Annotated in this window: 25 protein-coding genes and 1 tRNA gene; 15 read left to right on the top strand and 11 right to left on the bottom strand. The window is 62.5% G+C overall.

Annotated elements, in window-relative coordinates:
• Positions 1 to 51 precede the first annotated feature (51 nt).
• Positions 52 to 633: a TetR/AcrR family transcriptional regulator gene (locus KJP30_RS00660; RefSeq protein WP_246594318.1), complete on the top strand. Its 582-nt coding sequence runs from the start codon at positions 52 to 54 to the stop codon at positions 631 to 633.
• A gap of 9 nt (positions 634 to 642) precedes the next feature.
• On the opposite strand, the gene KJP30_RS00665 is transcribed toward KJP30_RS00660, so the two are convergent.
• Positions 643 to 1392 carry an SDR family NAD(P)-dependent oxidoreductase gene (locus KJP30_RS00665; protein WP_218447035.1) on the bottom strand — a complete coding sequence of 250 codons (750 nt, stop codon included), beginning with the start codon at positions 1390 to 1392 and terminating at the stop codon, positions 643 to 645.
• Between the two features lie 124 nt (positions 1393 to 1516).
• Between KJP30_RS00665 and KJP30_RS00670 the strand changes: the two genes are divergently transcribed.
• The 5 genes from KJP30_RS00670 (at position 1517) to KJP30_RS00690 (ending at position 6906) form a co-directional block, all read left to right on the top strand.
• The gene (locus tag KJP30_RS00670; RefSeq protein WP_218447036.1) at positions 1517 to 2473 is read left to right on the top strand and encodes an MBL fold metallo-hydrolase; all 957 of its coding nucleotides are present in this window, start codon (positions 1517 to 1519) and stop codon (positions 2471 to 2473) included.
• 75 nt (positions 2474 to 2548) lie between these two features.
• Complete coding sequence (locus KJP30_RS00675) at positions 2549 to 2974, top strand: rhodanese-like domain-containing protein (protein WP_218447037.1); 426 nt, start codon at positions 2549 to 2551, stop codon at positions 2972 to 2974.
• 78 nt (positions 2975 to 3052) lie between these two features.
• On the top strand, positions 3053 to 3505 hold the full coding sequence (locus KJP30_RS00680) for a methyltransferase family protein (RefSeq protein ID WP_218447038.1): 453 nt from the start codon (positions 3053 to 3055) through the stop codon (positions 3503 to 3505).
• Positions 3506 to 3882: 377 nt separating this feature from the next.
• Complete coding sequence (locus tag KJP30_RS00685) at positions 3883 to 5457, top strand: Re/Si-specific NAD(P)(+) transhydrogenase subunit alpha (protein ID WP_218447039.1); 1575 nt, start codon at positions 3883 to 3885, stop codon at positions 5455 to 5457.
• 15 nt (positions 5458 to 5472) lie between these two features.
• Positions 5473 to 6906, top strand: coding sequence for an NAD(P)(+) transhydrogenase (Re/Si-specific) subunit beta (locus tag KJP30_RS00690; protein WP_218447040.1), 1434 nt, complete (start codon positions 5473 to 5475; stop codon positions 6904 to 6906).
• A gap of 79 nt (positions 6907 to 6985) precedes the next feature.
• Here KJP30_RS00690 and KJP30_RS00695 read toward each other — a convergent pair whose 3' ends face one another.
• Entirely contained in the window at positions 6986 to 7420 is a 435-nt protein-coding gene (locus KJP30_RS00695) for a hypothetical protein (protein WP_218447041.1), read from the bottom strand.
• 272 nt (positions 7421 to 7692) lie between these two features.
• Between KJP30_RS00695 and KJP30_RS00700 the strand changes: the two genes are divergently transcribed.
• Complete coding sequence (locus tag KJP30_RS00700) at positions 7693 to 7992, top strand: hypothetical protein (RefSeq protein WP_218447042.1); 300 nt, start codon at positions 7693 to 7695, stop codon at positions 7990 to 7992.
• Between the two features lie 146 nt (positions 7993 to 8138).
• A complete protein-coding gene (locus KJP30_RS00705; protein ID WP_218447043.1) occupies positions 8139 to 8738 on the top strand; it encodes a biotin transporter BioY in 600 nt (199 codons plus the stop codon).
• 66 nt (positions 8739 to 8804) lie between these two features.
• On the opposite strand, the gene KJP30_RS00710 is transcribed toward KJP30_RS00705, so the two are convergent.
• Positions 8805 to 10016 (bottom strand): bifunctional alpha/beta hydrolase/OsmC family protein, encoded by a 1212-nt coding sequence (locus KJP30_RS00710; RefSeq protein ID WP_218447044.1) that lies wholly within the window; start codon positions 10014 to 10016, stop codon positions 8805 to 8807.
• Positions 10017 to 10117: 101 nt separating this feature from the next.
• Between KJP30_RS00710 and KJP30_RS00715 the strand changes: the two genes are divergently transcribed.
• A complete protein-coding gene (locus KJP30_RS00715; protein WP_218447045.1) occupies positions 10118 to 10987 on the top strand; it encodes an endonuclease/exonuclease/phosphatase family protein in 870 nt (289 codons plus the stop codon).
• Entirely contained in the window at positions 10977 to 11507 is a 531-nt protein-coding gene (locus KJP30_RS00720) for an NUDIX hydrolase (RefSeq protein WP_218447046.1), read from the top strand. The genes KJP30_RS00715 and KJP30_RS00720 overlap by 11 nt, the downstream gene beginning before the upstream one ends.
• 9 nt (positions 11508 to 11516) lie before the next feature.
• Here KJP30_RS00720 and dddP read toward each other — a convergent pair whose 3' ends face one another.
• Entirely contained in the window at positions 11517 to 12857 is a 1341-nt protein-coding gene (gene dddP / locus KJP30_RS00725; RefSeq protein ID WP_218447047.1) for a dimethylsulfonioproprionate lyase DddP, read from the bottom strand.
• Positions 12858 to 12995: 138 nt separating this feature from the next.
• On the opposite strand from dddP, the gene KJP30_RS00730 reads away from it, so the two are divergent.
• Positions 12996 to 13736: a heme-dependent oxidative N-demethylase family protein gene (locus KJP30_RS00730; protein WP_218447048.1), complete on the top strand. Its 741-nt coding sequence runs from the start codon at positions 12996 to 12998 to the stop codon at positions 13734 to 13736.
• Here KJP30_RS00730 and KJP30_RS00735 read toward each other — a convergent pair.
• From KJP30_RS00735 to KJP30_RS00755, 5 genes are all read right to left on the bottom strand, one after another.
• On the bottom strand, positions 13717 to 14388 hold the full coding sequence (locus tag KJP30_RS00735; RefSeq protein ID WP_218447049.1) for a hypothetical protein: 672 nt from the start codon (positions 14386 to 14388) through the stop codon (positions 13717 to 13719). The genes KJP30_RS00730 and KJP30_RS00735 overlap by 20 nt on opposite strands.
• Positions 14389 to 14507: 119 nt before the next feature.
• Complete coding sequence (locus tag KJP30_RS00740) at positions 14508 to 15308, bottom strand: lytic murein transglycosylase (protein ID WP_218447050.1); 801 nt, start codon at positions 15306 to 15308, stop codon at positions 14508 to 14510.
• 117 nt (positions 15309 to 15425) lie between these two features.
• On the bottom strand, positions 15426 to 15656 hold the full coding sequence (locus KJP30_RS00745; RefSeq protein ID WP_218447051.1) for a hypothetical protein: 231 nt from the start codon (positions 15654 to 15656) through the stop codon (positions 15426 to 15428).
• 190 nt (positions 15657 to 15846) lie between these two features.
• The gene (gene glnA / locus KJP30_RS00750; protein WP_218447052.1) at positions 15847 to 17250 is read right to left on the bottom strand and encodes a type I glutamate--ammonia ligase; all 1404 of its coding nucleotides are present in this window, start codon (positions 17248 to 17250) and stop codon (positions 15847 to 15849) included.
• Positions 17251 to 17323: 73 nt separating this feature from the next.
• Positions 17324 to 17662, bottom strand: a complete 339-nt coding sequence (locus KJP30_RS00755; RefSeq protein ID WP_218447053.1) for a P-II family nitrogen regulator — start codon at positions 17660 to 17662, stop codon at positions 17324 to 17326.
• 169 nt (positions 17663 to 17831) lie between these two features.
• On the opposite strand from KJP30_RS00755, the gene KJP30_RS00760 reads away from it, so the two are divergent.
• Positions 17832 to 19460 (top strand): NAD(P)H-hydrate dehydratase, encoded by a 1629-nt coding sequence (locus KJP30_RS00760; protein ID WP_218447054.1) that lies wholly within the window; start codon positions 17832 to 17834, stop codon positions 19458 to 19460.
• 19 nt (positions 19461 to 19479) lie between these two features.
• Here KJP30_RS00760 and KJP30_RS00765 read toward each other — a convergent pair whose 3' ends face one another.
• On the bottom strand, positions 19480 to 19977 hold the full coding sequence (locus KJP30_RS00765; protein ID WP_218447055.1) for a Hint domain-containing protein: 498 nt from the start codon (positions 19975 to 19977) through the stop codon (positions 19480 to 19482).
• A 150-nt stretch (positions 19978 to 20127) separates the two neighbouring features.
• Between KJP30_RS00765 and KJP30_RS00770 the strand changes: the two genes are divergently transcribed.
• The 3 genes from KJP30_RS00770 to KJP30_RS00780 all read left to right on the top strand — a co-directional run bounded on the left by KJP30_RS00770 (position 20128) and on the right by KJP30_RS00780 (position 23034).
• Positions 20128 to 20212: transfer RNA gene (locus KJP30_RS00770), tRNA-Leu, on the top strand.
• A gap of 130 nt (positions 20213 to 20342) precedes the next feature.
• Complete coding sequence (locus KJP30_RS00775) at positions 20343 to 21323, top strand: ABC transporter substrate-binding protein (RefSeq protein WP_218447056.1); 981 nt, start codon at positions 20343 to 20345, stop codon at positions 21321 to 21323.
• Positions 21316 to 23034 (top strand): ABC transporter permease, encoded by a 1719-nt coding sequence (locus KJP30_RS00780; RefSeq protein WP_343222728.1) that lies wholly within the window; start codon positions 21316 to 21318, stop codon positions 23032 to 23034. The genes KJP30_RS00775 and KJP30_RS00780 overlap by 8 nt, the downstream gene beginning before the upstream one ends.
• Before the next feature lie 19 nt (positions 23035 to 23053).
• On the opposite strand, the gene KJP30_RS00785 is transcribed toward KJP30_RS00780, so the two are convergent.
• Complete coding sequence (locus KJP30_RS00785) at positions 23054 to 24064, bottom strand: ABC transporter ATP-binding protein (protein ID WP_218447057.1); 1011 nt, start codon at positions 24062 to 24064, stop codon at positions 23054 to 23056.
• Positions 24065 to 24109 lie beyond the last annotated feature (45 nt).

The following is a 24109-nucleotide window of genomic DNA, read 5'->3' on the forward strand; positions in this document are numbered from 1 at the left end:
TTGTCAGGGTGTCAATTGACAGTTTTGCGACTTTTTGTCAGAACGTCATTTATGATGGATGCATCCGAAACCGAACGTCTCCGACAAGAGGCGATCCTGCAAGCCGCCATGGCGGTGATGTGTCAATACGGCTTTCGCCGCACCTCGATGGAGGACATAGCCCGCGCTGCCGGCATGTCGCGCCCGGCCCTGTACCAGCATTTCCGCAACAAAGAGGACATTGCCCGCCGCATGGTCGAAGTCTATTTCGAGACAGCGGCGCAGGACGTGGCCACGGCGCTGACCGGGGAGGGCAGCGTGCCAGAGCTTTTGGCGCGCGCATTCCGGGCCAAGGCGGGACCACTGGTGCAGCAACTTCTGGAAAGCCCGCATGGCGCAGAGCTGTTGGACCAGAAACACAGCCATGCGGCACCAGAGATCGAGGCCGGCACTGCGCGTCTGACCGAAATCTTTGCCGCATGGCTCCAGCGTGAAGACACCGCCGGGCGGGTCACGCTGGAGGGGGCGGCACAGGAGGTTGCCGAAACCCTGCTGAATGCCCTGAACGGCATCAAGAAACCGCCCTATGACCGGTTCGTGGCCGAACGCACGCGGCTTGCGCAGTTGTTGGGCCGGGGGCTGGCACCGCGCTGAGCGGTTTTCTCAGACCTCGCCGCCAGCAATCTGGATTGCCTGACCGTTGACGCTGCCCGAAGCCTCGTGGCACAGCCAGACCGCCGCCTGAGCGACTTCTTCCGGGGCAATCAGACGTCCGTGCGGATTGACGTCCACCATGGCGGCGCGGGCCTCGGCCTCGGACCAGCCGGTGCGCTTCATGATGCTGTCCACGTTCATGGTCACGATGTCCGTGTCGACATAGGCCGGGCACAAGGCATTGAAGGTATAGGGTTTCTTGGCGTAATCCGCCGCCAGTGCCCGGATCAGCCCCATCAGCGCGTGTTTCGAGGCGGTGTAGGTTGCGCCGCCCTTCAATCCCTTGATCCCCGCGATAGAGGACACCGCGATGACGCGGCCCCAGTCCGTTTCGACCATGGTCTTGAGGCATTCGCGGATGGTCAGAAAGGCGCCGTCCACATTGGTGGCCATCATGGTCCGCCAGAACGCCATGTCCGTCTTGAGGATCGACCGCCCCTCGGCAATCCCGGCATTGGGCACGCAGATCTGCACCGGGCCGCGATCCTCGACCGCCGCCGCGACGCCATGCACGACCGAGGCCTCGTCCATCACATCCATCGCCAGCGGAAAGATATGGTCCGAGCGCGCGGCCTCCAACCGGTCGACATTGCGCCCGGTGATCGTGACCTGCGCCCCTTCGGCGGCCAGCGCCTGCGCAATAGCCAGACCGATGCCGCTACCGCCGCCCGTGACCAGCGCGTGTTTTCCATTCAGCATGGTGTCCTCCCTGATGTTCCGCGCAGCCTACAGCGGCGCGGGGCTGTGACAAGAGGTCCGCGACGGAACGCTTGGCAATGCTATTCACGCATGTGAATGTATCGATGATTTTCGGGAGGATCTCATGAAACGTAAATCCCTTACAGGCGGTCTTGCCCTTGTTCTTGCGGCCGTTGCGGCGCAGGCAAGCGAGGACATCGCGGACAAATATCCGCAGTCAGAGCTTTATGACAAACCGGTCGAAGTCATTCCGCATGTCTTCTCGGCCATTGGCGCCACGGCCCCGCCGACCTACGAAAACTCGGGCCATAACAACAACCTGTCCTTCGTCATCACCACCGATGGCGTGGTGGTCATCAATGGCGGCGCCTCGGCGCGGCTGGCCAAGGCCCTGCACGACGAGATCAAGGCCGTGACAGATCAACCGGTCAAGCTGGTGATCAACGAGAACGGGCAGGGGCATGCCATGCTCGGCAATTCCTATTGGGCGGATCTGGGCATCGATATTCTTGCCCATGTGGATGCGATCCACGAAGTCGAGGAAAATGGCGATTTCATCCTGCAAGGCATGCAGCGCTACAACCGCGACAAGGCCGAGGGCACGCGCGTCGTGGTCCCCAACATGTCTTTCGAAGACGAATTTGCCTTTACCCTTGGTGATGTGGAATTTCACGTCCTGCACCTTGGCTCCGCGCATGGGCCGGGCGACACGCAGGTCTGGATTCCGCAATGGGGCATCGTCATTGCCGGGGACATCGCCTTTCACGAGCGTATGCCGCCGATTTTCGAGGATACCTGCACCAGTTGCTGGATCGAAACCTTTGACGGGCCCTTTACCGGGTTGGGCGCGACCTACGTGATCCCGGGCCATGGCCACCCAACGAACATGGCGCAAGTGACGCGCTATACCTCGGATTATCTCAAGGATCTGCGCGCCAAGATCGGCGATCATATCGACGACGGCGGCGATCTGGCCGAGGCCTATTACGTCGATCAATCCAACTGGGCGCATCTGGATACATTCGAGGAACTGGCCACCAAGAACGCCGGCCGGGTATTCGAAGAGATGGAATGGGAGTAACCTGAAAACAGGGCGGCAGGAGCCGGCCGGGCATCGGCCCCGCCTGCCTGCGGTCCGGCAAAAGGGAGAGGCGCGATGCGATACCTTGTGATGGCCTTGGGGCTGTATCTGGGAGCAAATCTGGGGGCGTCACCCGTTGCGGCGGGAGAACTGGAGGATGAGATCATCGGTTACATGGATTTCGCCACGGAAACCGCCGGGATCATCCTGCCGCAGCAACTGACCGCCGAGATCTGGGAGGGGGTCTATTTCGTGGATACGCGCAGCCGGGCGGATTTTGAGGCCGGAACGATCCCCGGCGCGGTGCATATCGAATGGCGCGATGTGCCGGGGCGACTGGACGAGATCCCAGAGGACAAGATGGTCGTACTGTTCTGCAACACCGGGGTCCGGTCGTCACAGGCAACCTTTGCCGCCCGCGTCATGGGGCGTGAGAACGTTCTGGTGATGCAGTCGGGGTATGAGGGCTGGTTGACGGAAGGGGCCTATCACCCGAGGTGAAAGAGGGGGCGCTGCCCCCGTCGCCAGAGGCGACTCCCCCGAGGTATTTGGACAACCAAAGAAGCAGGAAGCTGCGAAATGTTGAAGTGGATCGACATGCCGCCAGTCTGGCTGGCCGGGGCGCTGGGGCTGGCGTGGTTTCAGAAGACTTATTTTGCCATGGGGCTGGGATTTGGCCCGGTGGTGGCGGATTTGTTGGGGGGCGTGCTGGTTGGAGGCGGGGGGATCCTGATGGGGCTGGCGCTGTTCGAAATGCGCCGCCACCGCACGACGGTCATTCCGCACCGGGAGGCGGAGCGTCTGGTCAGCAGCGGAATTTTCAAACGGTCCCGCAACCCGATCTATCTTGGCGATGTCCTGATCCTGACTGGGATGATCCTGTATTGGGACGCGGTGCTTTCGCTGCCGCTGATCCCGGTCTTTGTCTGGGTGATCGAGCGGCGTTTCATCCTGCCGGAAGAGGACCGTTTGCGGCGCAAGTTCCGCGCCGGGTTTGCGCGGTACGAACGGGATGTGCGTCGTTGGGTTTAGGTCGCGGCATAGGCGAGAAGGTCATGGGCGATTTGCCAACTGGCCTTTGGTGGAAGTGACCTGTGGTCGCAGGCTCTGGGTCTCCTTCGGCCTTTCTGCGGTCGCGAGATGCCTTGGGGGGATGGGGGACAGGCGGCCCAAATGCCCGGAAAACATGCGGAAAACGGGAAACGAGAGGCGGTCGTCTATGCGGCGGTGCGTAATATTGTTTCCGGGTTGACCTATGTTGCGCAACAAAACAACAGCGGGTTTAACTTTTGGCCCGGGTGTGGTTTACAGCGCGCGCTGCCTGTCGCTGCAGGGCCGCATTTTGCGGTGAAATGCGAATTAACGCCTCATCAGGGGCGTAGGAGTACCTGAGAACAAAGGGGAATACCGTGAAGATAGGGACGCCAAGAGAGGTCGAAGCCGGAGAGAATCGCGTTGCGATGACCCCGGATTCGGCCCGCCAGCTGCAAAAGCTGGGGTATGAATGCATGATCGAATCCGGGGCGGGCGACAAGGCCGGCTTTTCGGACCAGACATACCGGGACGCCGGTGTCGAAGTGGTCGAAGGCGCCGATGCGCTTTGGGCTGGTGCGGATATCATCGCCAAGGTGCGCATTCCCACGCTGGATGAGCTGGATCACCTGACGGCGGACAAGACGCTGATCACCTTCTTCAACCCGGGCGGGAACGAAGAGGGTCTGAACAAGGCCAAGGAAACCGGCGCCAGCGTCATCGCCATGGAAATGGTGCCGCGTATTTCCCGCGCCCAGAAGATGGACGCCCTGTCGTCCATGGCCAATATCGCCGGCTATCGTGCGGTGATCGAGGCGGGCAACAACTTTGGCCGTTTCTTCACCGGCCAGGTGACCGCCGCGGGCAAGGTGCCTCCGGCCAAGGTGCTGGTTGTCGGCGCCGGTGTCGCGGGTCTGGCCGCGATCGGCACCTCGACCTCACTGGGTGCGATCACCTATGCCTTTGACGTGCGTCCCGAGGTGGCCGAACAGGTCGAATCCATGGGTGCGGAATTTGTCTACCTCGATTTCGAGGAAGAACAGCAGGACGGATCGGCGACCGGCGGCTATGCCTCGGTTTCCAGCCCCGAGTTCCGCGAGGCGCAGCTCAAGAAGTTCCGCGAGCTGGCACCCGAGATCGACATCGTCATCACCACGGCCCTGATCCCCAACCGCCCTGCACCCAAGCTGTGGCTGGAGGACATGATCGCCTCGATGAAGCCGGGGTCGGTCATTGTCGACCTTGCGGCTGAAAAAGGCGGCAACGCCGAAGGCACCGTGATGGACGAGAAGGTCGTGACCGAAAACGGCGTGACCATCATCGGCTATACCGACTTCCCCAGCCGCATGGCGACGCAGTCCTCGACGCTCTACGCCACCAACATCCGTCACATGATGACCGACCTGACGCCCGAAAAGGACGGTCAGATCGTACACAACATGGATGACGACGTGATCCGCGGCGCGACCGTGACTCACAAGGGCGAGATCACCTTCCCGCCACCGCCGCCCAAGGTGCAGGCCATCGCGGCCAAGCCCAAGGAGAAGGCCAAGGAACTGACGCCCGAGGAGAAGCGCGCCCAGGAAGTGGCCGCCTTCAAGGCGCAGACCAAGCAGCAGTTTACCCTGCTGGCGGTCGGTGGCGCGCTGATGCTGCTGGTGGGCATGGTTGCCCCGGCCAGCTTCCTTCAGCACTTCATCGTCTTTGTCCTGTCGGTCTTCATCGGTTTCCAGGTGATCTGGAACGTCAGCCACTCGCTGCACACGCCGCTGATGGCCGTCACCAACGCGATCTCCTCGATCATCATTCTCGGCGCGCTGATGCAGATCGGTTCGGGCGGCGGGGCCCTGGTGGTCATCCTTGCCGCGATCTCGGTCTTCTTTGCCGGGATCAACATCTTCGGCGGCTTCCTCGTGACCCGGCGCATGCTCGCCATGTTCCAGAAATCGTAAAGGGGACAGGGACAAATGGAATACGGATTTACAACGGCGGCCTATGTGGTCGCGGCGGTCCTCTTTATCCTGTCGCTCGGCGGTCTGTCGGGACAGGAAAGCGCCAAGCGCGCGGTGTGGTACGGCATCGTCGGCATGGGCCTTGCGGTCTTTGCCACGCTGATCGGACCGGGTTCGGGTCTCTGGATCCTGTCGATCATCCTGATCGCCTGTGGCGGCGTGATCGGCTATTTCCTGGCATCCAAGGTCGAAATGACCCAGATGCCGGAACTGGTGGCCGGTATGCACGCGCTGGTCGGCCTTGCGGCGGTCTTTGTCGGCTATAACGCCGAACTGGTGATGAACGCGGTGCAGGGGCTGGACGGCGCGGCGGTTGACGCGCTCAAGGGCTTTTCGGCCAAGGTGGCGCACAAGACCCCGGCAGAGATCAATATCCTCAAGATCGAGGTCTTCCTTGGTGTCTTCATCGGTGCTGTGACTTTTACCGGCTCGGTCATTGCCTATGGCAAGCTTTCGGGCAAGGTCACCTCGGCGGCGACCAAGCTGCCGGGCGGTCACATGCTGAACGCCAGCGCGGCGGTCCTTTCGCTGATCCTGCTGCTCATCTACATGAGCACCGGCGGCGGCTGGACCCTGCTGTTGATGTCGGTGCTGGCCTTCTTCATCGGCTATCACCTGATCATGGGCATCGGCGGCGCCGACATGCCGGTCGTGGTCTCGATGCTCAATAGCTACTCGGGCTGGGCGGCGGCGGCCATCGGCTTCAGCCTTGGCAACGACCTGCTGATCGTGGTTGGCGCGCTGGTTGGCTCTTCGGGTGCGATCCTGTCCTACATCATGTGCAAGGCCATGAACCGTTCGTTCATCTCGGTCATTCTAGGCGGCTTTGGCGGCACCGGTGGTCCGGCGATGGAAGTCGAGGGTGAGCAGATTGCCATCGACGCCGATGGCGTGGCGCAGGCGCTGGACGATGCGGACAGCATCATCATCATCCCGGGTTACGGCATGGCCGTGGCACAGGCCCAGCAGAACGTCGCCGAACTGACCCGTCGCCTGCGGGCCAAGGGCAAGAACGTGCGCTTTGCGATCCACCCGGTCGCGGGCCGTCTGCCCGGCCACATGAACGTGCTCTTGGCCGAAGCCAAGGTGCCGTATGACATCGTGCTGGAGATGGACGAGATCAACGATGACTTCCCGGAAACGGATGTGGCCATCGTCATCGGTTCGAACGACATCGTGAACCCGGCGGCACAGGAAGATCCGAACTCACCCATCGCGGGGATGCCGGTTCTGGAATGCTGGAAGGCCAAGCAGGTCTTTGTCTCCAAGCGGGGGCAGGGCACCGGCTACTCGGGCATCGAGAACCCGCTGTTCTACAAGGACAACACGCGGATGTTCTACGGCGACGCCAAGGCCAGCCTTGGCGAACTGCTGAACCGGATCAGCTGATCCGGCAGGCGTGACGCAAATTGGAAAGGCCCCGGCAATGACCGGGGCCTTTTCCGTTCGGGGATATGGTGCCGGGTGGCTAGCTGGCGGCGCGATACTGGCGCAGGCCAAGTTCGTCCAGCAATTCCTGAGGGCGATCCATCCAGCACAAGACGGCATCTGCCTCGCGGAACACGGCGGCCTGTGTCGGGCCGGGTTCCTTGTCCACAAGTTCCGCAAAGGTGCAGGCCGCGGCGAACTGGCTGTCGGTCGGAGCATAAAGGCCGATCTTGCGTCTGCCATAAGGGGCGATCCCCGTTCGGTTGACCAGTTGCGCCACCTGTCTGGTGTCGTCCCGGGTCATGTCGAACCGTGTCACCTGTGACAGGTCGGTAAATTCGGGCATGCCGGGGCGATACCCGCCAAGGGTTTCCAGCGCCAGAATTGCGCCGGTCGCATCGTCCAGAGCCAATGACCCGATGAATCGTTTGTAAACAAGGCGTCCTTCGCCCAATACCCGCAACAGGGAACTCATGATGGCCGCCCTTTCATTTCGGCACAGGTTTCCACCCGGTTCGAGTGGCACATAAACTGCTTGATCAAGCAACCATATAGATCACTTGTTATGATTTATTTATGGTTAATGCCCGGCCGCTGCGCAGTTCATGACAGAATTTTTTGTCTTGACCGGCTTAAATCGACGGCAGGTTTCCGCTCGCGCGTAAGGTCAACGGCAATCAGGCCCTCGCACATGGGTCGGCAGGTTTCTAATTTACGCCCAAACCAAAAAGCGCCTATGGAGAGCCAATGGAACCCGCATTGCAGATCAATTCAGTGTTTCGCGGGGCGGGGTGGAAGGTCGTCAAGCCTTTGGAACCATTGTCCTCTTCGGCTATGGTCGAAGATATGGCGCAGTTTACAAAGCGCAGCGTGATCGTGAGTTTTGGTCATTACGGCGATGCCGAGGCCGGGGATTTCCGGGTTTACGCCATCCGCGACGGAGACTGGCAGAAACCCCTTGCGGCCATAAGCATTCGGAATGCTGACATGGCGCTGGATCTGCTGCGGCAGATGCCGGGTTTGCTGGGGCGGTTGGGGCCATTGTAAGCGTATTGCAGGCGAATTTCGGATTTTGCGCCTGCTAACTATGGGTTTGCAAATTAACCGGCCCTGCGCTGCGACGCGCACTTGCGAGGCGCGCCCGCATGAGGCACAAGTTTCGCCAAGCGAAAAAGGACCTAAGGGGGACTCCCATGAACCTGACAATGAACCGCAACGTGCTGGTCGAGGCCTTCGGTGCCAACGAAGGGACCGCGCTGCGCCTCAAGCAGGCGGCGCTGGTCGTGCTTGGTATCGCCGTGCTGGCCGTGGCCGCCAAGATCAAGGTGCCGATGTGGCCGGTTCCGATCACCATGGGCACCTTTGCCGTGCTGACCGTGGGCGCCGCTTATGGCCCGCGTCTGGGTCTGGTGACGATCCTTGGTTACATGATCATTGGCGCGCTGGGCTTTGACGTCTTCGCCGGTTCCTCGGCCGAGAAGTTCGGTCTGGAATACATGATGGGCGGCACCGGCGGTTACCTTGTCGGCTATGTTCTGGCCACCGTCGTCCTGGGTATGCTGGCGCGCGCTGGTTGGGACCGTTCGGCCCTCAAGATGGGCGGTGCCATGCTGGTCGGTAACGTGATCATCTACGTCCCCGGCCTGATCTGGCTGGGCATGCTCTATGGCTGGGACAAGCCGATCCTGGAATGGGGCCTGACGCCCTTCCTGGTGGGTGACGCGATCAAGCTGGCGCTGGCCGCCGTGATCCTGCCGCTGGCATGGAAGCTGGTTGGCCGCGCACGCGGCTGACGGACAGCCGGGGTCAGACCCGGCAAGGCAATGACATCGGGGCCGGGCGGCAATGCCCGGCCTTTTTCATGCCAGTTGAGTCTCGATCTCTGCGCCCTGTTCCAGCGTTCGGTGAACCGGGCATTTGTCCGCGATTTCCAGCAGCCGGGCACGTTGATCCGGGCTCAGCGGACCGGTCAGGGTGATCGTCCGCACAAAACGGTCGATCCGCGTTTCGGCCGAGGTGCCCGCGTCCTGCGCATGTACCTTGTCATGCACCACGTCGACGCTGATGCCCGTCAGGGGCCACCCTTTGCGCCTTGCGTACATGCGGATCGTCATCGAAGTGCAGGCCCCCAAACCGGCCGAGACAAAACCATAGGGCGACATGCCCCGGTTTTCACCGCCATATGCGGCCGGTTCGTCGGCAATCGCATGATGGTGCGGACCGTTCTGAATGTCCTGCAAGAACCCGTCCGGGCCGGCTTCGGTGACACGTACCACGCCTTCGGGCGCGCCAATCGGCGGGGCCGGGGTCCGCAGTTCAAGATAGCGATCCGCCCATGCGGCGATGACCTCGGCGGCATATTCAGCGTCGTCCGGGTTGCTGACAAGGTGGTCGGCGTCGTCCAGCGTCACAAAGCTCTTGGGGTGTTTTGCGGCGGTAAAGATCCGCGTTGCGTTGGAAATATCCACCACCGCGTCGCGTGGAGAATGCAGCACAAGCAGCGCCTTTTTCATCGTCGAGATGATCGGAGCCAGTTCCTGTGCCCGAACGTCCTTGACGAAATCGCGCCCGATCGTGATGGGGCGACCGCCAAGGTCCACCTGCGCCTCGCCCTCGGATTCGATCTGGGCAAGGGCGTCGGCAAAGTTATGCGTCACGTGATCGGGATCAAAGGGGGCACCGATCGTTGTCACGGCCTTGACCGATTCGATCATCGGCGCGGCGCGCAGCACCGCGGCCCCGCCCAGCGAATGGCCGATCAGCAGGCTGGGCGCCATGCCGCGGCTCTCAAGGTAGTCGGCGGCAGCCTTGAGGTCATCGACATTGCTGCGAAAGGTGGTGTTGGCGAACTCTCCGCAGGAATGGCCAAGACCGGTAAAGTCAAAGCGCAGCACAGCGATCCCCATGGCGGAAAGACGCTGGGCGATGCGGCGTGCCGCGGCAATGTCCTTGCCGCAAGTGAAACAATGGGCAAAGAGAGCCGTGGCAAGCAACGGCCCTTCGGGCAGGTCTAACCTGGCGGCAAGCCTGTCCCCGGCATGGCCGGGAAAACTGATACGTTCGGTGGGCATTTTTCTGATCCTTTGGTTGCCCAGACAATGGGCGTCTCTGAACGCGGCCACAAGCAAAGTGACAGAAGCGTCACGGGATGGTGAGAGAGATGCGAGGCGTGGTGAGTATTGTTGCGGCCCTTTTGACGCTGGCTGCGCTGGCCACATGGGGCGGGGCGCTGCACCCGGCGGCAGACACGCTGGCCGTGATGCGGCTGCCTCTGGTGGCCCTTGCCGGTACGGCGGTGATCTGGACGAACTGGCCGCGCCGGTTGCGCTGGCCGCTGGCCGGGCTGGCGCTGTTGGTTCTGGGGCAGGCAGCGGGGCTGAAACTGACCACGCCAGAGCCGGGCGCTTTCACGGTCTACCAAAAGAATCTCTGGTACGGGAACACCGGCTACCGGGACGTGGCGCAGGACATTCTTGCACAGGCGCCGGACGTCGTGACCCTGCAAGAGGTCTCGCGCCACAATGATCCTTTGCTCGACCTTCTGCGCGCCGAATATCCGCATCAACACCGCTGCAATTCTTACGGATGGGGCGTCGTGGTCCTGTCGCGGCACCCCATGATGCCCGGACAGGCGCTTTGTTCGACGGGGCGCGGCCTGTCCGGCGCGCGGGTCGCCACGCCCGATGGGCCGGTCTGGGTGCTGTCGCTGCATCTGTTCTGGCCCTGGCCGCATGAACAGCGCCCGCAGGCGGAACAGATCGAGGCGCTGGTCGACGGGTTGGAGGGGCCAGTGATCCTTTCCGGGGATTTCAACATGGTGCCCTGGGGCAGCGATGTGCGCAGGCTGGCCCTGGCGACCGGGGTCGAGCGCGCCGGGCCGATGCGGCCGACCTATTGGCTGCGGCTGGCGGGCTGGCCGCTTGCCATTCCCCTGCCGCTGGACCAGGTCTGGGCCACCGGGGGCGGCCGGGCAGAGCTGCGTCCCCGGTTGGGCTCGGACCACGCGGGCGTTCTGGCGAGGGTGCATCTGGATGCGGATTGAGGGGATTGGCCGGTTCGAAGCGCGGGACGCGCGGGACCGCAGCGAATGGGCACGGGTTGCCGCCTTCTGCGAGGCGCATGGGCCGGCGGCCTTTTCGCGCGATCCGCATATCGGCGGGCATGTGACCGGTTCGGCGTTTTTGCTGTCGCCGGATCGGCGGGCCGTCCTGCTGACCCATCACGCCAAGCTGGACCGCTGGTTGCAGCTGGGCGGGCATTGCGACGGTATCGCGGATGCGTCCTTTGTCGCGCTGAAAGAGGCCTATGAGGAAAGCGGCCTGTCCCGGATTCGCCTGCTGTCAGATCGGGTCTTGGACGTAGACATCCACGAAATCCCGGCCCGAGGCGCGGAGCCGGCGCATCTGCACTATGACATACGCTTTCTGATGCAGGCCGAGGCCGGAAAGATCCGGCCATCACCGGAATCCCACGCGCTGAAATGGGTGCCCCTTGCGGACCTCGCCAGTTTCACACGGGCGGAATCTGTCCTGCGGATGGCACGTCGCCTGACGGTGCAATAAGGGGCGCGTTCAGCGCCCCATCAGCCGATCATCATAGGGGTATGAGATCAGGTTCTCATAACCGTCTTCGGTGATCAGAACCTGCTCTTCCAGCTTGATCGAGAAGTCGCCCCCCTCGGGTGAGGCCAGAACCTCGACGCAGAGGGTCATGCCCGGCTCCAGTTCATAGTCAAAGGCACCTTCGACCATCTTGTCCGGATAAGCCACCAAGGGCCACTCGTCACACAGACCCACGCCATGCATGAGGCAGCCATATTTCTGCTTTTGGAACTCTGGCCGCAGGACATGGGTGTTGCGCGACAGTTCTTGGATGTTCACGCCGGGTTTTAACATCTCCATGTTGGTCATGACGTGTTCATAACCGTGCTGCATGGCATCGATCATATCCGGGCGCGGCGCCTGATCGCCCACCCACCAGGTGCGGGAAATATCCACGCAGATACCGTAGCTGCCGACCAGATCCGTATCAAAGGCGACGATCTCGTTGTTCTGGACGATACGCGGGCCGCATTCCTGGAACCATGGGTTCGTGCGTGGCCCCGAGGTCAGCAGGCGGGTTTCGATCCATTCCCCACCGCGTCGGATGTTTTCGGCATGCAGGACCGCCCAGATGTCATTTTCCGAAGTATTGCCCAGCGGAACATTGGCGCGTGTGAACCGTTCCATCTCGGCCATTGCGGCCTCGCAGGAGTGCACGGCACAGCGCATGGCCTTGATTTCGTCCGGGCCTTTGACCGAGCGCGCTTTTTCGGTGACTTCTTCGCCGGGCAGCACGGTCAGCCCCTGCGCCTGAAGCGCGTGCAGACCGTGCATCATCGGTTTGTCCACGGCCAGACGCTTGTTGCCGGGGGCATGTTCCTCCAGCAGGATGCGGACCTCGTTCGAAAAGGCGTCCGCCGCCACGTCGATCTTGTCGCCGCGGTCGAAATAGAACAGGTCCGCGCCGGACCGCGCCTCGCGGACAAGCGGGTTGAAGGACGACAGGAAGGGAGAGTTCTTGTAGTCCCAGATCACCATGTAGCCATCGGCACAAAGCAGCACCGCGCGGAACGGGTTGTGCGTGTTCCAAAGCTGCATGTTGGTCGAATCCGTCGCGTAGCGGATGTTCAGCGGATCAAAGACCAGAAGCCCGGCAAGATCCCGTTCGACCACATGCCGGGTCAGCCGTTCCCAGCGATAGCGGCGCATCTCTTGCAGGTCCGGTTGCACTAGTCCGGCTGCCGCCCATTCGTTCAACGCAAGGCGGGTTGGACCGATTTCGATCCGATCCATGTCGTTCGGAGTGTTATCGCCGGTCACGGCGCCGCGGGTGGGGTCGATCTTTCGGGTGTCGCGATAATGGGTGTTCATGGCTTGATCCTGGCTCTGTCCGCCCAGCCTGCAAGCGACAGCCGCCCCCGGCGCGCCGTTTTGCGACCAGACAGCGGGTCGTTTTTCGGCCAGAATCCGGCTCTGGTGCTGGATGACAGAACTGCCTAACGTCCGGCCATGATCCTTCACGACCGTATTCCCTATGACATCACGCGCCCACGGCCCTTGCCGGGGATTGCACCGTTCGACGTGTCAGAGTGGCTTTGGGTAGACGAGGCCTATGCCGGACAAATGGCGGAGCGGCGGGCTCGTTTGCAGGGCGACCGGGCCTCTGTGCTGGCGCTGGATCCGGCGGCGCAACCGGCAGCGCAAGAGTTGCTGGATCTTGCGCTGGGCCTTTTGCCCGAGGGCTTCGCGGTAGACGCAGAAGGTGTGGACTGTCCCGACGGCGTCAGGATGGCGCTTGACCGATCCGATCCGCTTGCGGTGCTTGGGGGCATCCTGCAACAGGACTTCTGCCTGATGGAAAAGCGGGGGGATCAGCATGTTCTGACCGGCGCGGTTCTGTGCTTCCCGGCAAGTTGGCGTCTGGACGAAAAGTACCTGCGCCCCATGACTGCAATCCACGACCCCGTGGACAGCTATGATGCCGATATGGCGCGTCGCGTGCAAAGGCTGTTCGATGGGGTGCAGCCGGAGCGCCCGCTGTGGCGGTTCAATGCCTTCCCCTATGTCAGCCCTGACCTGTACCAGCCGCGGTCCGTCACCGAGCCTCGGCCTCCTGTCCCGCAGGGGCAGGCCGCTTATTGGCGCTCTGAACGTCAGTGCCTTGTTCGCCTGCCGCGCACCGGGGCAGTGGTGTTTTCCATCCACACCTACGTGGTGCGCGCCGAGGCGATCAGTTCAGGAACGGACTGAGCAGCAAATGCATCTGGCCGGTCGTCGCCAGCACGGCAAGCAGGCTGCTGACGGCGGCAAGTTGGCTGGTTCGGCGCAGGCCGAAACCTCCGATTGCGCGGGCGGCAACGGGCGGGGCCACGACAGCCGGCAGATTGGGCGTGTGTTCGGCAGGCTTGGGGCGTTCGGGGTACAGCGATCCACAGATCCCCTGCGCGGCTGCGGCGCTTTCGAACAGCGCGTCCTCAATCTGGGTGTCGATCCGACCGATCTGTCGCGGCGAGACGAAGTTGCGCAGTCGGATGAAATCCTCGCGGTCGATCAGCGTATCAGGGGCATACCATTCGAGAATATCGGCAGAACTGTGGTCCAGTGCCGCCCGAACCGCGTCCGACAACAGCCGCGCCGCATCGGTTTCATCCGGCGGTGTGCCATCGGCGGTCACAACTTCCAGCACCACGCGGGGACCATAGTCGCTGAACTCTTCCGAGATCACGGCGATGCCCAGCTGCCGCCCCATGACCCGCCCCGGTTGTCTCCGGGTTGGGGCCATACTGTCGGGCAAAGGGTCAAGGCGTGCCAGCACGGCGGCGGCACTGTCCAGATAGGGGCCGGGGGGCAGATCCCGCGCATCCGGCAGGATCATCCCCGCATAGGGGTAATCGAAGGTCATACTGCTCTCCTGTCGCGGTTATTGGACCGCACAAGGAAAAGTTGACCCTGAATCATGGTTGCAATCGGGCAATTTCGGGAAAATTGCGCGGATTTTAACGATTTGTTTCCGTTTTGGGGTCAGCGGTGGATACGTTCCGCCGCTGCCGCGATGGCCTGCTGATAGACGGTGGCCGCGTTCCATTCATTCAGCACGCGAAAATTGTGGGTGCCCGGACCGTAAGGCTGCCCAGGTTTCCAGCCTTTCTGGCGCAGGAAATTCGCGGTCGAGGCCAGCGCGTCAGCCTGATTGTAGAAATCCACCAACCCGTCGCCATTGGCATCGACGCCATAGCGCATGGCGTTGCCGGGCAGGAATTGCGTGTGTCCCAACTCGCCGTGAAAGGCGCCTTTCTGGGTCGGTGACAGCATGCCGCGATCCACCATCTTGAGCGCCGCGATGGCATGAGGGCGGAACAACTGTGGGCGGCGGCAGTCATAGGCAACTGTCAGGATCGAATTGATCACCGGTTCGGTGCCCATGGTCCGGCCATAGCCGGTTTCCATCCCGTGAATGGCGACGATGATGCCCGCCGGCACACCGAACCGTTTTTCGAGACTGTCGTAAAACGCCTTGTTCTTGTTGATCCGGTTGCGCGCGCCATTGGCGAAACTGTCCAGCGATCCAAGACGGATCTTCACGAAACGGTCGAACGAGTATTTGACGCCTTTCTGATTGCGGTCCGCGCCAATCGTCTTGGTAGAATAGCGCGCGCTCATCAATGCGTTGATGCCGCGATCGCCAACACCGGCGCGGCGCGCCTCGGCGGCAAATTCGGACTTCCAAGCGTCAAAACCCGATCCCGTGTTGCCGCATCCGGCCGCAAGGGCAGGGGCCGCGGACAAAAGAGCAAGGGCAAGGGCAGGGACAAGGCGGCGCATGGCAGAACTCCGATCAATGGACTTGGGCCAAAGGTACTGGCGCATCAAAAATAGTAAAAGGGGAAAGGCCCGAGACACGCGGCAAGCCGCCGCCCGCCTGTTTCGCGGTGTGCCCTGCTAGGGCAAGAGCATCATACCTCCGGCGATCACGATCAGGCCCAGAACAAAGGTGGCGCCAAACATGGCGATCAGGCGGCCCGCGCTGGGGCGGCTGTCGTCGCGTCCAAGCTCCATGCCGTCCGGCCTGACTCTGTCCGTGGGCAGAGATTCGGAACCGGATCCGGCGGTGGCCATCTCGCCGTTCTTGGCGTTGATCCGTGCGATGCGTTCTTCAAAGCTCGTGCTCATCGACTGATTTCCCCGAATATCAGGCAGGGCTTGTGCCTGCCGTCGATGTGTTACGCTACTTGGCGTCACTCTCGGGTTGGCCTGCGGCGATTTCGTGGCACGACCGGGGCAAAGCCATGGAACCGGTCCGGCGCGCAAAGAAAAACGGGCGCCACAGGGGCGCCCGTTTCCGTGATGACCGCGCAGGCGATCAGCAGCTGTAGTACATTTCGAATTCAGCCGGGTGCGGCGTGGTTTCGTAATGCTCGATCTCTTCCATCTTGAGTTCGATGTAGCCTTCGATCTGGCTCTTGGTGAAAACGTCACCGGCCAGCAGGAACTCGTGATCGGCGGCCAGAGCTTCCATGGCTTCGCGGAGCGAGCCACAGACGGTCGGGATGCCTGCCAGCTCTTCTGCGGGCAGATCGTAGAGGTTCTTGTCCATGGCTTCGCCCGGATCGATCTTGTTGTTGATGCCGTCGAGGCCGGCCATCAGCAGGGCAGCAAAGCACAGGTAGGGGTTTGCCGCCGGATCGGGGAAACGTGCTTCGACGCGCTTTGCCTTGGGCGATTCGGTCCACGGAATACGGACACAGCCGGAACGGTTGCGGGCCGAATAGGCGCGCAGAACGGGCGCTTCGAAACCCGGGACCAGACGCTTGTAGGAGTTGGTCGAGGGGTTGGTGAAGGCGTTCAGCGTCTTGGCGTGCTTGAGGATGCCGCCGATGAAGTACAGGGCTTCCTGGCTGAGATCCGCGTATTTGTCACCTGCAAAGAGCGGCTTGCCGTCTTTCCAGATCGACATGTTCACGTGCATGCCCGAACCGTTGTCGCCTTTGATCGGCTTCGGCATGAAGGTGGCCGAACGGCCATAGGCCAGCGCAACGTTGTGGATGATGTACTTGTACTTCTGAAGCTCGTCCGCCTGCTTGGTCAGGCTGCCGAAGATCAGGCCCAGCTCGTGCTGCGAGGTCGCAACTTCGTGGTGGTGCTTGTCGACCTTCATGCCGATGCGCTTCATGGTCGACAGCATCTCGGAGCGGATGTCCTGACCGTCATCGGAGGGGTTCACCGGGAAGTAGCCGCCCTTGTAACCGGGGCGGTGGCCCAGGTTGCCGGTTTCGAACTCGGCGTCGGTGTTCCATGCCGCGTGCTCGGCATCGACCTCGGCGTAGATCTTGTTCGGGGAAACGGCGTATTTCACGTCGTCGAACAGGAAGAATTCCGCTTCGGGACCGAAATAGGCCACGTCGCCGATGCCCGAGGACTTCAGGTAGGCTTCTGCCTTTTCGGCGGTGCCACGCGGGTCGCGGTCATAGGCTTCGCCGGTGTCGGGCTCGACGATCGAGCAGTGCAGGCAGAGCGTTTTTTCGGCGTAGAACGGATCGATGTAGGCGCTGTCGCAGTCGGGCATCAGTTTCATGTCCGATGCTTCGATCGACTTCCAGCCGGCGATCGAGGAGCCGTCGAACATAAAGCCTTCTTCCAGGAAGTCTTCGTCGACCTGATCTGCCATCACCGTCACGTGCTGCAACTTGCCGCGCGGGTCGGTGAAGCGGATGTCGACGTATGCGACGTCCTCTTCCTTCATCATGGTGAGAACAGCGTTGCTCATACCGTTGAGTCCCTTTCTGTCGTGTAGTCTGAATGCATCGCGGTGCCTTTGGCCCGGATGCGGATTTCTGGAATTACAGTGCGTCCGAGCCGGTTTCGCCGGTACGGATACGGATGGCCTGTTCGACCGGGCTGACAAAGATCTTGCCGTCGCCGATCTTGTCGGTCTTTGCCGCTTCGACGATGGCCGTGATGGCGGCGTCGACCTGGTCGTCATCAAGAACGATCTCGATTTTGACCTTCGGCAGGAAGTCGACGACATATTCGGCGCCGCGGTACAGTTCCGTGTGGCCCTTCTGGCGGCCGAAGCCTTTGACTTCGACAACGGACAGGCCCTGGATGCCTGCTTCCTGCAGCGCCTCCTTCACTTCATCAAGCTTGAATGGCTTGATGATCGCTTCGATCTTTTTCATGAGACCTCGCTCTCCCTTGCGCTCCTTGTGGAGATGGCAGATCACTTCTCATAGTCGGCCACAATCCGATAGGCGGCACAGCGGCCTTCACCAGAGGCCGATTTTTTGGGCGAAGTTATTTTTTAGGCACTTTGCTCAAAAATAGTGCGAAAGTGAATCGCGGGGCAAAATGACGGAACTTCTGACATCGGCGCAGATGCGCGCGATCGAGCAGGCAGCCATGGAAACGGGTGCCGTGACCGGGCTGGAACTGATGGAACGTGCGGGTGCTGGCGTGGTTGCCGCGATCGAGTCGGAATGGCCCGACATGGCGCCGGGCCGGGCCGTGGTGCTTTGCGGTCCGGGGAACAACGGCGGAGACGGTTTTGTCATCGCCCGACTGTTGCACGGGGCGGGATGGCAGGTCGAAGTCTATCTGCTTGGTGATCCTGCAAGGCTGCCTGCCGACGCGGCGGAAACTTGTCGCCGCTGGCAGGAGATCGGCAGTATCGACAATGCCGAATTGTTGCCGCAGCACCATGGCTATGACCCCGAAAGCAACCTCTGCTTCGCGGGGGAGCCGGTCCTGTTCATCGATGCGCTGTTCGGCACCGGGCTGACGCGACCGGTTGAGGGGGAAATGGCCCTGTTCCTGTCGGATGTGCGCGACCACTGTGCCGGGCGCACCGTGGCCGTGGATGTTCCCAGCGGGCTGTGCGCCGACAGTGGGCGCGCATTGGGAGAGGGCAACCCGTTGGGAATTGCCGGACGTTACGATCTGACGGTCACCTTCCACCGTGCAAAAACCGGGCATGTGACGCTGGAGGGGGCCGGTGTATCGGGCGCGCTGCGACTGGTCGGCATTGGGCTGGACGAGGCGCAATGGGACTTCAACTGGTCCGGGTTGGCGACCTCGGCGGACAAGGTTGCGAAATGGCTGGGTGGCGCAGGGCCGCGCGATCCAAGCCTGCCCGTGGCGGGCAGCCGACTGGCCAAGACGATCCATGCGCATAAATACGATCACGGTCACGCGCTGGTTTTGTCCGGGCCGCCGGGGCAGGGCGGCGCGGCGCGTCTGGCGGCGCGTGGCGCGCTGCGGGTGGGCGCGGGGCTGGTCACCGTGGGATGCCCGTTACGGGCGGTGTCCGAACATGCCGTGCATCTGAACGCGATCATGGTGCGCGGGCTGGATGGCACACATGGTCTGGCCGAGATGCTGGAAGATCCGCGTTTCAATGCGCTGTGCCTTGGGCCGGGGCTGGGACTTGGCCCTGCGACCGGTGGGCTGGTCAAGGCGGCCCTCGCGGCAAAGCGTGGCACGGTTCTGGACGCGGACGCTCTGTCCCGGTTTCAGCGCGATCCCGACGTGTTGTTCCGGATGCTGCACAAGGACGTTGTTCTCACACCCCACGCGGGAGAATTTGCGCGCCTGTTTCCCGATATCGCGGCACGGCTGTCCAAGGCGGCGGACATCGGTCCGGCCTATTCCAAGCTGGACGCAACGCGGGATGCGGCGGCGCGGGCGGGATGTGTGGTCCTGTTCAAGGGCCCCGATACCGTCGTGGCCGATCCAAAAGGCCGCACGACATGCGTCCCGGCCCTGTACGACCGCGAAGCGCCCTGGTTGGCCACCGCTGGCGCGGGGGATGTTCTTGCCGGGATCATCACCGGTTTGTTGGCCCGCGGTGAAAGCGCCAAACAGGCCGCCCAGAAGGGTGCGTTCCTGCATATCGAGGCCGCGCGCAGCTTTGGCCCCGGCCTGATCGCCGAAGATCTGCCCGACGAACTGCCCAAGGTGTTCCGCGCACTGGGCCTGTAGGCGTTGATGCCGCCGCCGATCAGGCGGTGGCGGTCACCGGTTCGGCCGACGCAAGTTCCAGTCCATCGGCATAGAGGATATGCGGCCCGGCAAAACTCAAGGCGATCAAACTCTGATCCGCCTCGACCGCGTCACAGATGAAGTGCCCATCGACCAGCCGCGACAATGGCACCAAGGCCTGCCGTGCGCCAAACAGGGCGCTGGCCCGCCAATCGCGCAACAGGATTTCCTGCGATGCCGGCAGGCAAAGCGCCTGATCGGGCCGCTGATGCCCCAGCGCCCCGGGCGCAATACGCACCATGTGCTGACGGCCAAAAAGGCGCATCGCAGCGATCAGTCGAACGGCCCCGCTGTCGCGGGTGATGATCCTGTCGCCGGGACAGAGGAATTCCACCGGCAACGCGCCGTCGAGCGTCAGAATCTCGGTTCCGAGGGGGAGCGCGTTGCAGGGGCTGCCTTGGGTCACGTGCCGTGCGGATAGCACGGCGCTGCCACGCTGGACCTGGTCTGGTACCATCGTCTCTTGTTCCTGTATGTAACTGCCGGTCTTTTTTTGTTTGCAGCAGGATACGCCAAGATCTGGTTCATGTCGCGGGAATTTCCGTGGAGTTTTATCGGAATTTTCCGCTCGCCTCGGACCCGCCGCTTTGTTATTCAGCGCGTCGTTGCGGGTGTGGCGAAATTGGTAGACGCACCAGATTTAGGTTCTGGCGCCGCAAGGCGTGGGGGTTCAAGTCCCTCCACCCGCACCATTTTTTCCGGTTTTCATCGGCCAAACCGCCGGTCTGCCTGTCTTGGCGAAAACCTTGGAAACCGTCAAAAGACTGTAGCATCCGCCTGATAAGTCGCGCGAACAACGTGAATCACAGGACGGAACACGCGATGAAATCTCTGCTCATGACGGCCACTCTGACGGCGCTGATGGCAACTTCGGCCTTTGCCCAGGACATCTCTGGCAAGCTGGTGCTTTATACCTCGCAGCCCAATGCCGACGCCCAGCAGACGGTCGATGCCTTCAAGGCCAAGTACCCAGAGGTCGAGGTCGAATGGTTTCGCGACGGCACAACAAAGGTCATGGCCAAGCTGCGCGCCGAGTTCGAGGCCGGCACGCCGCAGCCCGACCTGCTGCTCATCGCAGATATGGTCACCATGGAAGGTCTTGAGGCCGAGGGCCGCCTGATGGCCTACCCCGAGGCAGATACCTCGGCCTATGACCCGGCGATCATGGATGCCGAAGGGCATTATTTCTCGACCAAGCTGATCACCACCGGCATCGTCTACAACACCGCCGCAGAAATGGTGCCGACCTCTTACAAGGATCTGCTCAAGCCCGAAGCCAAGGGCAAGATCGCGATGCCGTCGCCGCTGACTTCGGGCGCGGCCACGATCCATATGGCGGCGCTGACCGCCCATGGTGATCTGGGTTGGGATGTCTACGAAGGTCTGGCCGCGCAGGGGGCAAACCCGCAGGGCGGCAACGGCGGCACCTACAAGGCCGTGGCCGGTGGCGAAGCCCTGTACGGCTTTGTCGTCGACTTCCTGCCGATCCGCGAAAAGCTCAAGGGCGCGCCGGTGGAATTCGTTTTCCCGGCCGAAGGCGTGTCCGCCGTGACCGAACCGGTTGCAATCCTGTCGACTGCCAAGAACCCGGATGCGGCCAAGGCCTTTGTCGATTTTCTGATCTCTGAAGAAGGTCAGGAACTGGCGGCGGCGATGGGCTATTTGCCCGCGCATCCCGCTGTTCAGGCCCCCGAGGGTTTCCCGGCCCGCGACCAGATCAAGCTGATCGAGTTCGATCCGGCGGCGGCGCTGTCCAACGATATGGACAACAAGGAAAAATTCCTCGAGATTTTCGGTGGCTGACCGGATTTTTCGCATGATGGGGCGCGGCGAGGGGGCAACCCTTGCCGCGCTCTGCCTTTTGGCGCTGGTGCTTTTCGGCCTGCCGTTGGGATTGTTGGCCAAGGTTGGTCTGACCGACGGCGGCGTGCCGTCGTTTGCGCCGCTGATCGAGGCATTGGGCAGCGGTTCGGTTCGGCGCGCGGCGTGGAACAGCCTTGAAAGCTCGGTGGTATCCGGGCTGGCTGCCACCTTGATCGGCACCTTTCTGGCATTGGCTGTGGGGCTGACGAACGTCCGGGCCAAAGGGGCGCTGGTCTTTGTGCTGCTTCTGCCGATGATGATCCCGCCGCAGGTCACCGCCATCGCGTGGGTGCAGGCGTTGGGGCCGTCCAGCGCCGTTCTGACGACGTTGGGGATCGCACCGCCGCCGGGGTCTGCGCACCCACTGTATTCACCCTTTGGCGTGATGCTCTTGCTGACGGTCCAGCACGCGCCACTGGTCTTTTTGGTGGTGCTTGCCGCGCTCCGGGGGCTACCGCGAGAGATGATGGAAGCGGCGCGGATTTCCGGGGCCGGGCCGATGCGCGTCCTGCGGCGTGTGATCCTGCCCCTGCTGGCACCATCGCTATTGGCCGGTTTCATGTTGGCCTTCGTTTCGGCCTTGGGCAATTTCGGGATACAGGCAATCCTTGGCATTCCGGCGCGTTACACGACCTTGCCGGTGCTGATCTGGCGGCGGCTCAGCAGTTTTGGACCCTCGGTTCTGACGGATGTGGCGGTGATCTCGATCCTTCTGGCGCTGGTCGCCCTGTTGGCGATAGCAACGCAAAGCTGGCTGCAAAAACGCACGCGCCGGGGGTTGATCGGACCGCCACAGCCCTCTTTGCGCATCGCGCTTGGGCCGCTGCGCCCGGTGGTCGAAGCGGGTTTGGCGACCTATGTGGCCGCGACCCTGCTCTTGCCCTTGGCGGCTTTGGTGGCGACGGCACTGGTGCGAACCTACGGCTTGCCGCTGACGGCGGACACCGTGACGCTGGAAAATTTCGCCGAGGTCTTGTTCCGTCAGGCTTCGACCTTGCGGGCCTTTGCCAACTCCACACTGACCGCTGGCGCGGCAGCACTGGTGCTGGCGGGGGTGTCGATCGCACTTGCCTACTTCCTCGCGCGGCCCGCTGCCGGGCTGCAACGGCGGGCGGGTGGGATTCTGGCGGCGCTGGCGGACGTCAGCTATGCCATTCCGGGGCTGGTGATCTCGGTTGCTTTCATCCTTGCCTTCATCCGTCCGCTGCCTCTGGTCGGGTTGTCGCTATACAACACGCTGGGGATCATCTTTCTGGCGTATCTCACGGCTTTCTTGTCGATCTCGCTAAAGCCGGTTGCGGCGGCATACCTTCAACTTGATCCATCGTTGGATGACGCTGCGCGGGTGTCCGGGGCGGGGTTCGGGCGGCGGATGTGCCGGATCTTTGCGCCGTTGGTGGCGCCTGCCGCCGGATCGGGGGCGATCCTGATGTTCCTGACCGCCTATAACGAGGTTACGGTTTCCGCGCTGCTGTGGTCGACGGGGAACGAAACGATCGGAACGGCGATCTTCAACTACGAGGACGGCGGATACACCACGTTGGCGGCGGCGATGTCCTGCGTGACGGTCGTGGCAACGATCTTGCTGATGGTGTTGCTGGACCGGGCGGGCCGACGATTGCCTCCGGGCGTGGTGCCATGGCGGATCTAGGCCCGTGAGACGGGACGCGCTAACCGGGTAGAACCCATGCCCCGGTCAGGCTGAGGCTCACCGTTTCGCCGTCGCGCAGCACTTGGGTCGAGGTCAGCGGCAGCGGTTCGGGCAGGCCCTCGACACGCGCCTGTGCCTCCCACAGGCCGCCGCGATAAAAGACGGACTCCAGCCGCGCCGGGGTGCCGGGGCCAAGCACCACGTTGCCGGGGCGCAGCACGACCCGGGCGGGCCCGTCCGGGGCCGCGACAGGGGCGCTGAGGGGGCCAATCGTTGCGATGCCATTGGTCACTTGCGCGTCCAGTACGGTGGCACGCCCGATAAAACGCGCGACCTCTTCGACGGCGGGCCTGTCGTGTATATCCTGCGGCGAGGCGACTTGCAGGAATCGTCCCTGCCACATGACCGCAATCCGGTCGGCCAGCGCCATGGCCTCGCGCTGGTCATGGGTGATGTACAGCGTGGTCACCCCGGCCTTGCGGTGAAATCCGTGGATCTCGGTTTCCATCCGCCCGCGCAGGTGAGGATCAAGATTGGCCAGCGGTTCGTCCATCAGAACGGTTCGCGCGCCCCCCGCAAGGCAGCGCGCAAGCGCCACGCGCTGACGCTGACCACCCGAAAGGGCCGACGGAGTGCGGTCTGCAAAGCGCATCAGGTCCACGGTTTCAAGACTGCGGTCCGCGATCCTTTGCACTTCGGCGCGGCTGGCGGTGCCGCCCTCGGCGGGAAAGGCCACGTTCTGGCGCACGGTCATATGTGGCCACAGTGCGTAGGATTGGAAAACCACCCCGACCGATCGTTTTTCCGGCGGGACATGCAGAGCAGGGGCGGAGACGCGCGCGCCGTCCAGCGCGATCTCGCCGCTGTCGACCTGTTCCAGCCCGGCGATCAGCCGAAGCAAGGTGGATTTGCCACAGCCCGAAGGGCCAAGCACGACAAAGAACTCTTCGTCCTTCAACCGGGCCGAGATGTCCTGCACCACGGGGTGCCCATCGAACCCCTTGCTGACGTGATCCAGATCGACTGACATGCGGCTGCCCCCTTTGTCCGGGTAGCCGGGTAATCGCTTTGCGCG

This window comes from Antarctobacter sediminis, from assembly GCF_019218285.1.
GTDB classification, from domain to species: domain Bacteria; phylum Pseudomonadota; class Alphaproteobacteria; order Rhodobacterales; family Rhodobacteraceae; genus Antarctobacter; species Antarctobacter sediminis.

What these genes read in the sequence shown, in the direction of transcription:
- KJP30_RS00660 (WP_246594318.1), top strand. Translation starts at nt 52, where the DNA reads ATGATGGATGCATCCGAAACCGAACGTCTCCGACAAGAGGCGATCCTG.
- KJP30_RS00665 (WP_218447035.1), bottom strand. Translation starts at nt 1,392, where the DNA reads ATGCTGAATGGAAAACACGCGCTGGTCACGGGCGGCGGTAGCGGCATC.
- KJP30_RS00670 (WP_218447036.1), top strand. Translation starts at nt 1,517, where the DNA reads ATGAAACGTAAATCCCTTACAGGCGGTCTTGCCCTTGTTCTTGCGGCC.
- KJP30_RS00675 (WP_218447037.1), top strand. Translation starts at nt 2,549, where the DNA reads ATGCGATACCTTGTGATGGCCTTGGGGCTGTATCTGGGAGCAAATCTG.
- KJP30_RS00680 (WP_218447038.1), top strand. Translation starts at nt 3,053, where the DNA reads ATGTTGAAGTGGATCGACATGCCGCCAGTCTGGCTGGCCGGGGCGCTG.
- KJP30_RS00690 (WP_218447040.1), top strand. Translation starts at nt 5,473, where the DNA reads ATGGAATACGGATTTACAACGGCGGCCTATGTGGTCGCGGCGGTCCTC.
- KJP30_RS00695 (WP_218447041.1), bottom strand. Translation starts at nt 7,420, where the DNA reads ATGAGTTCCCTGTTGCGGGTATTGGGCGAAGGACGCCTTGTTTACAAA.
- KJP30_RS00700 (WP_218447042.1), top strand. Translation starts at nt 7,693, where the DNA reads ATGGAACCCGCATTGCAGATCAATTCAGTGTTTCGCGGGGCGGGGTGG.
- KJP30_RS00705 (WP_218447043.1), top strand. Translation starts at nt 8,139, where the DNA reads ATGAACCTGACAATGAACCGCAACGTGCTGGTCGAGGCCTTCGGTGCC.
- KJP30_RS00710 (WP_218447044.1), bottom strand. Translation starts at nt 10,016, where the DNA reads ATGCCCACCGAACGTATCAGTTTTCCCGGCCATGCCGGGGACAGGCTT.
- KJP30_RS00720 (WP_218447046.1), top strand. Translation starts at nt 10,977, where the DNA reads ATGCGGATTGAGGGGATTGGCCGGTTCGAAGCGCGGGACGCGCGGGAC.
- dddP (WP_218447047.1), bottom strand. Translation starts at nt 12,857, where the DNA reads ATGAACACCCATTATCGCGACACCCGAAAGATCGACCCCACCCGCGGC.
- KJP30_RS00730 (WP_218447048.1), top strand. Translation starts at nt 12,996, where the DNA reads ATGATCCTTCACGACCGTATTCCCTATGACATCACGCGCCCACGGCCC.
- KJP30_RS00735 (WP_218447049.1), bottom strand. Translation starts at nt 14,388, where the DNA reads ATGACCTTCGATTACCCCTATGCGGGGATGATCCTGCCGGATGCGCGG.
- KJP30_RS00740 (WP_218447050.1), bottom strand. Translation starts at nt 15,308, where the DNA reads ATGCGCCGCCTTGTCCCTGCCCTTGCCCTTGCTCTTTTGTCCGCGGCC.
- KJP30_RS00745 (WP_218447051.1), bottom strand. Translation starts at nt 15,656, where the DNA reads ATGAGCACGAGCTTTGAAGAACGCATCGCACGGATCAACGCCAAGAAC.
- glnA (WP_218447052.1), bottom strand. Translation starts at nt 17,250, where the DNA reads ATGAGCAACGCTGTTCTCACCATGATGAAGGAAGAGGACGTCGCATAC.
- KJP30_RS00755 (WP_218447053.1), bottom strand. Translation starts at nt 17,662, where the DNA reads ATGAAAAAGATCGAAGCGATCATCAAGCCATTCAAGCTTGATGAAGTG.
- KJP30_RS00760 (WP_218447054.1), top strand. Translation starts at nt 17,832, where the DNA reads ATGACGGAACTTCTGACATCGGCGCAGATGCGCGCGATCGAGCAGGCA.
- KJP30_RS00765 (WP_218447055.1), bottom strand. Translation starts at nt 19,977, where the DNA reads ATGGTACCAGACCAGGTCCAGCGTGGCAGCGCCGTGCTATCCGCACGG.
- KJP30_RS00775 (WP_218447056.1), top strand. Translation starts at nt 20,343, where the DNA reads ATGAAATCTCTGCTCATGACGGCCACTCTGACGGCGCTGATGGCAACT.
- KJP30_RS00785 (WP_218447057.1), bottom strand. Translation starts at nt 24,064, where the DNA reads ATGTCAGTCGATCTGGATCACGTCAGCAAGGGGTTCGATGGGCACCCC.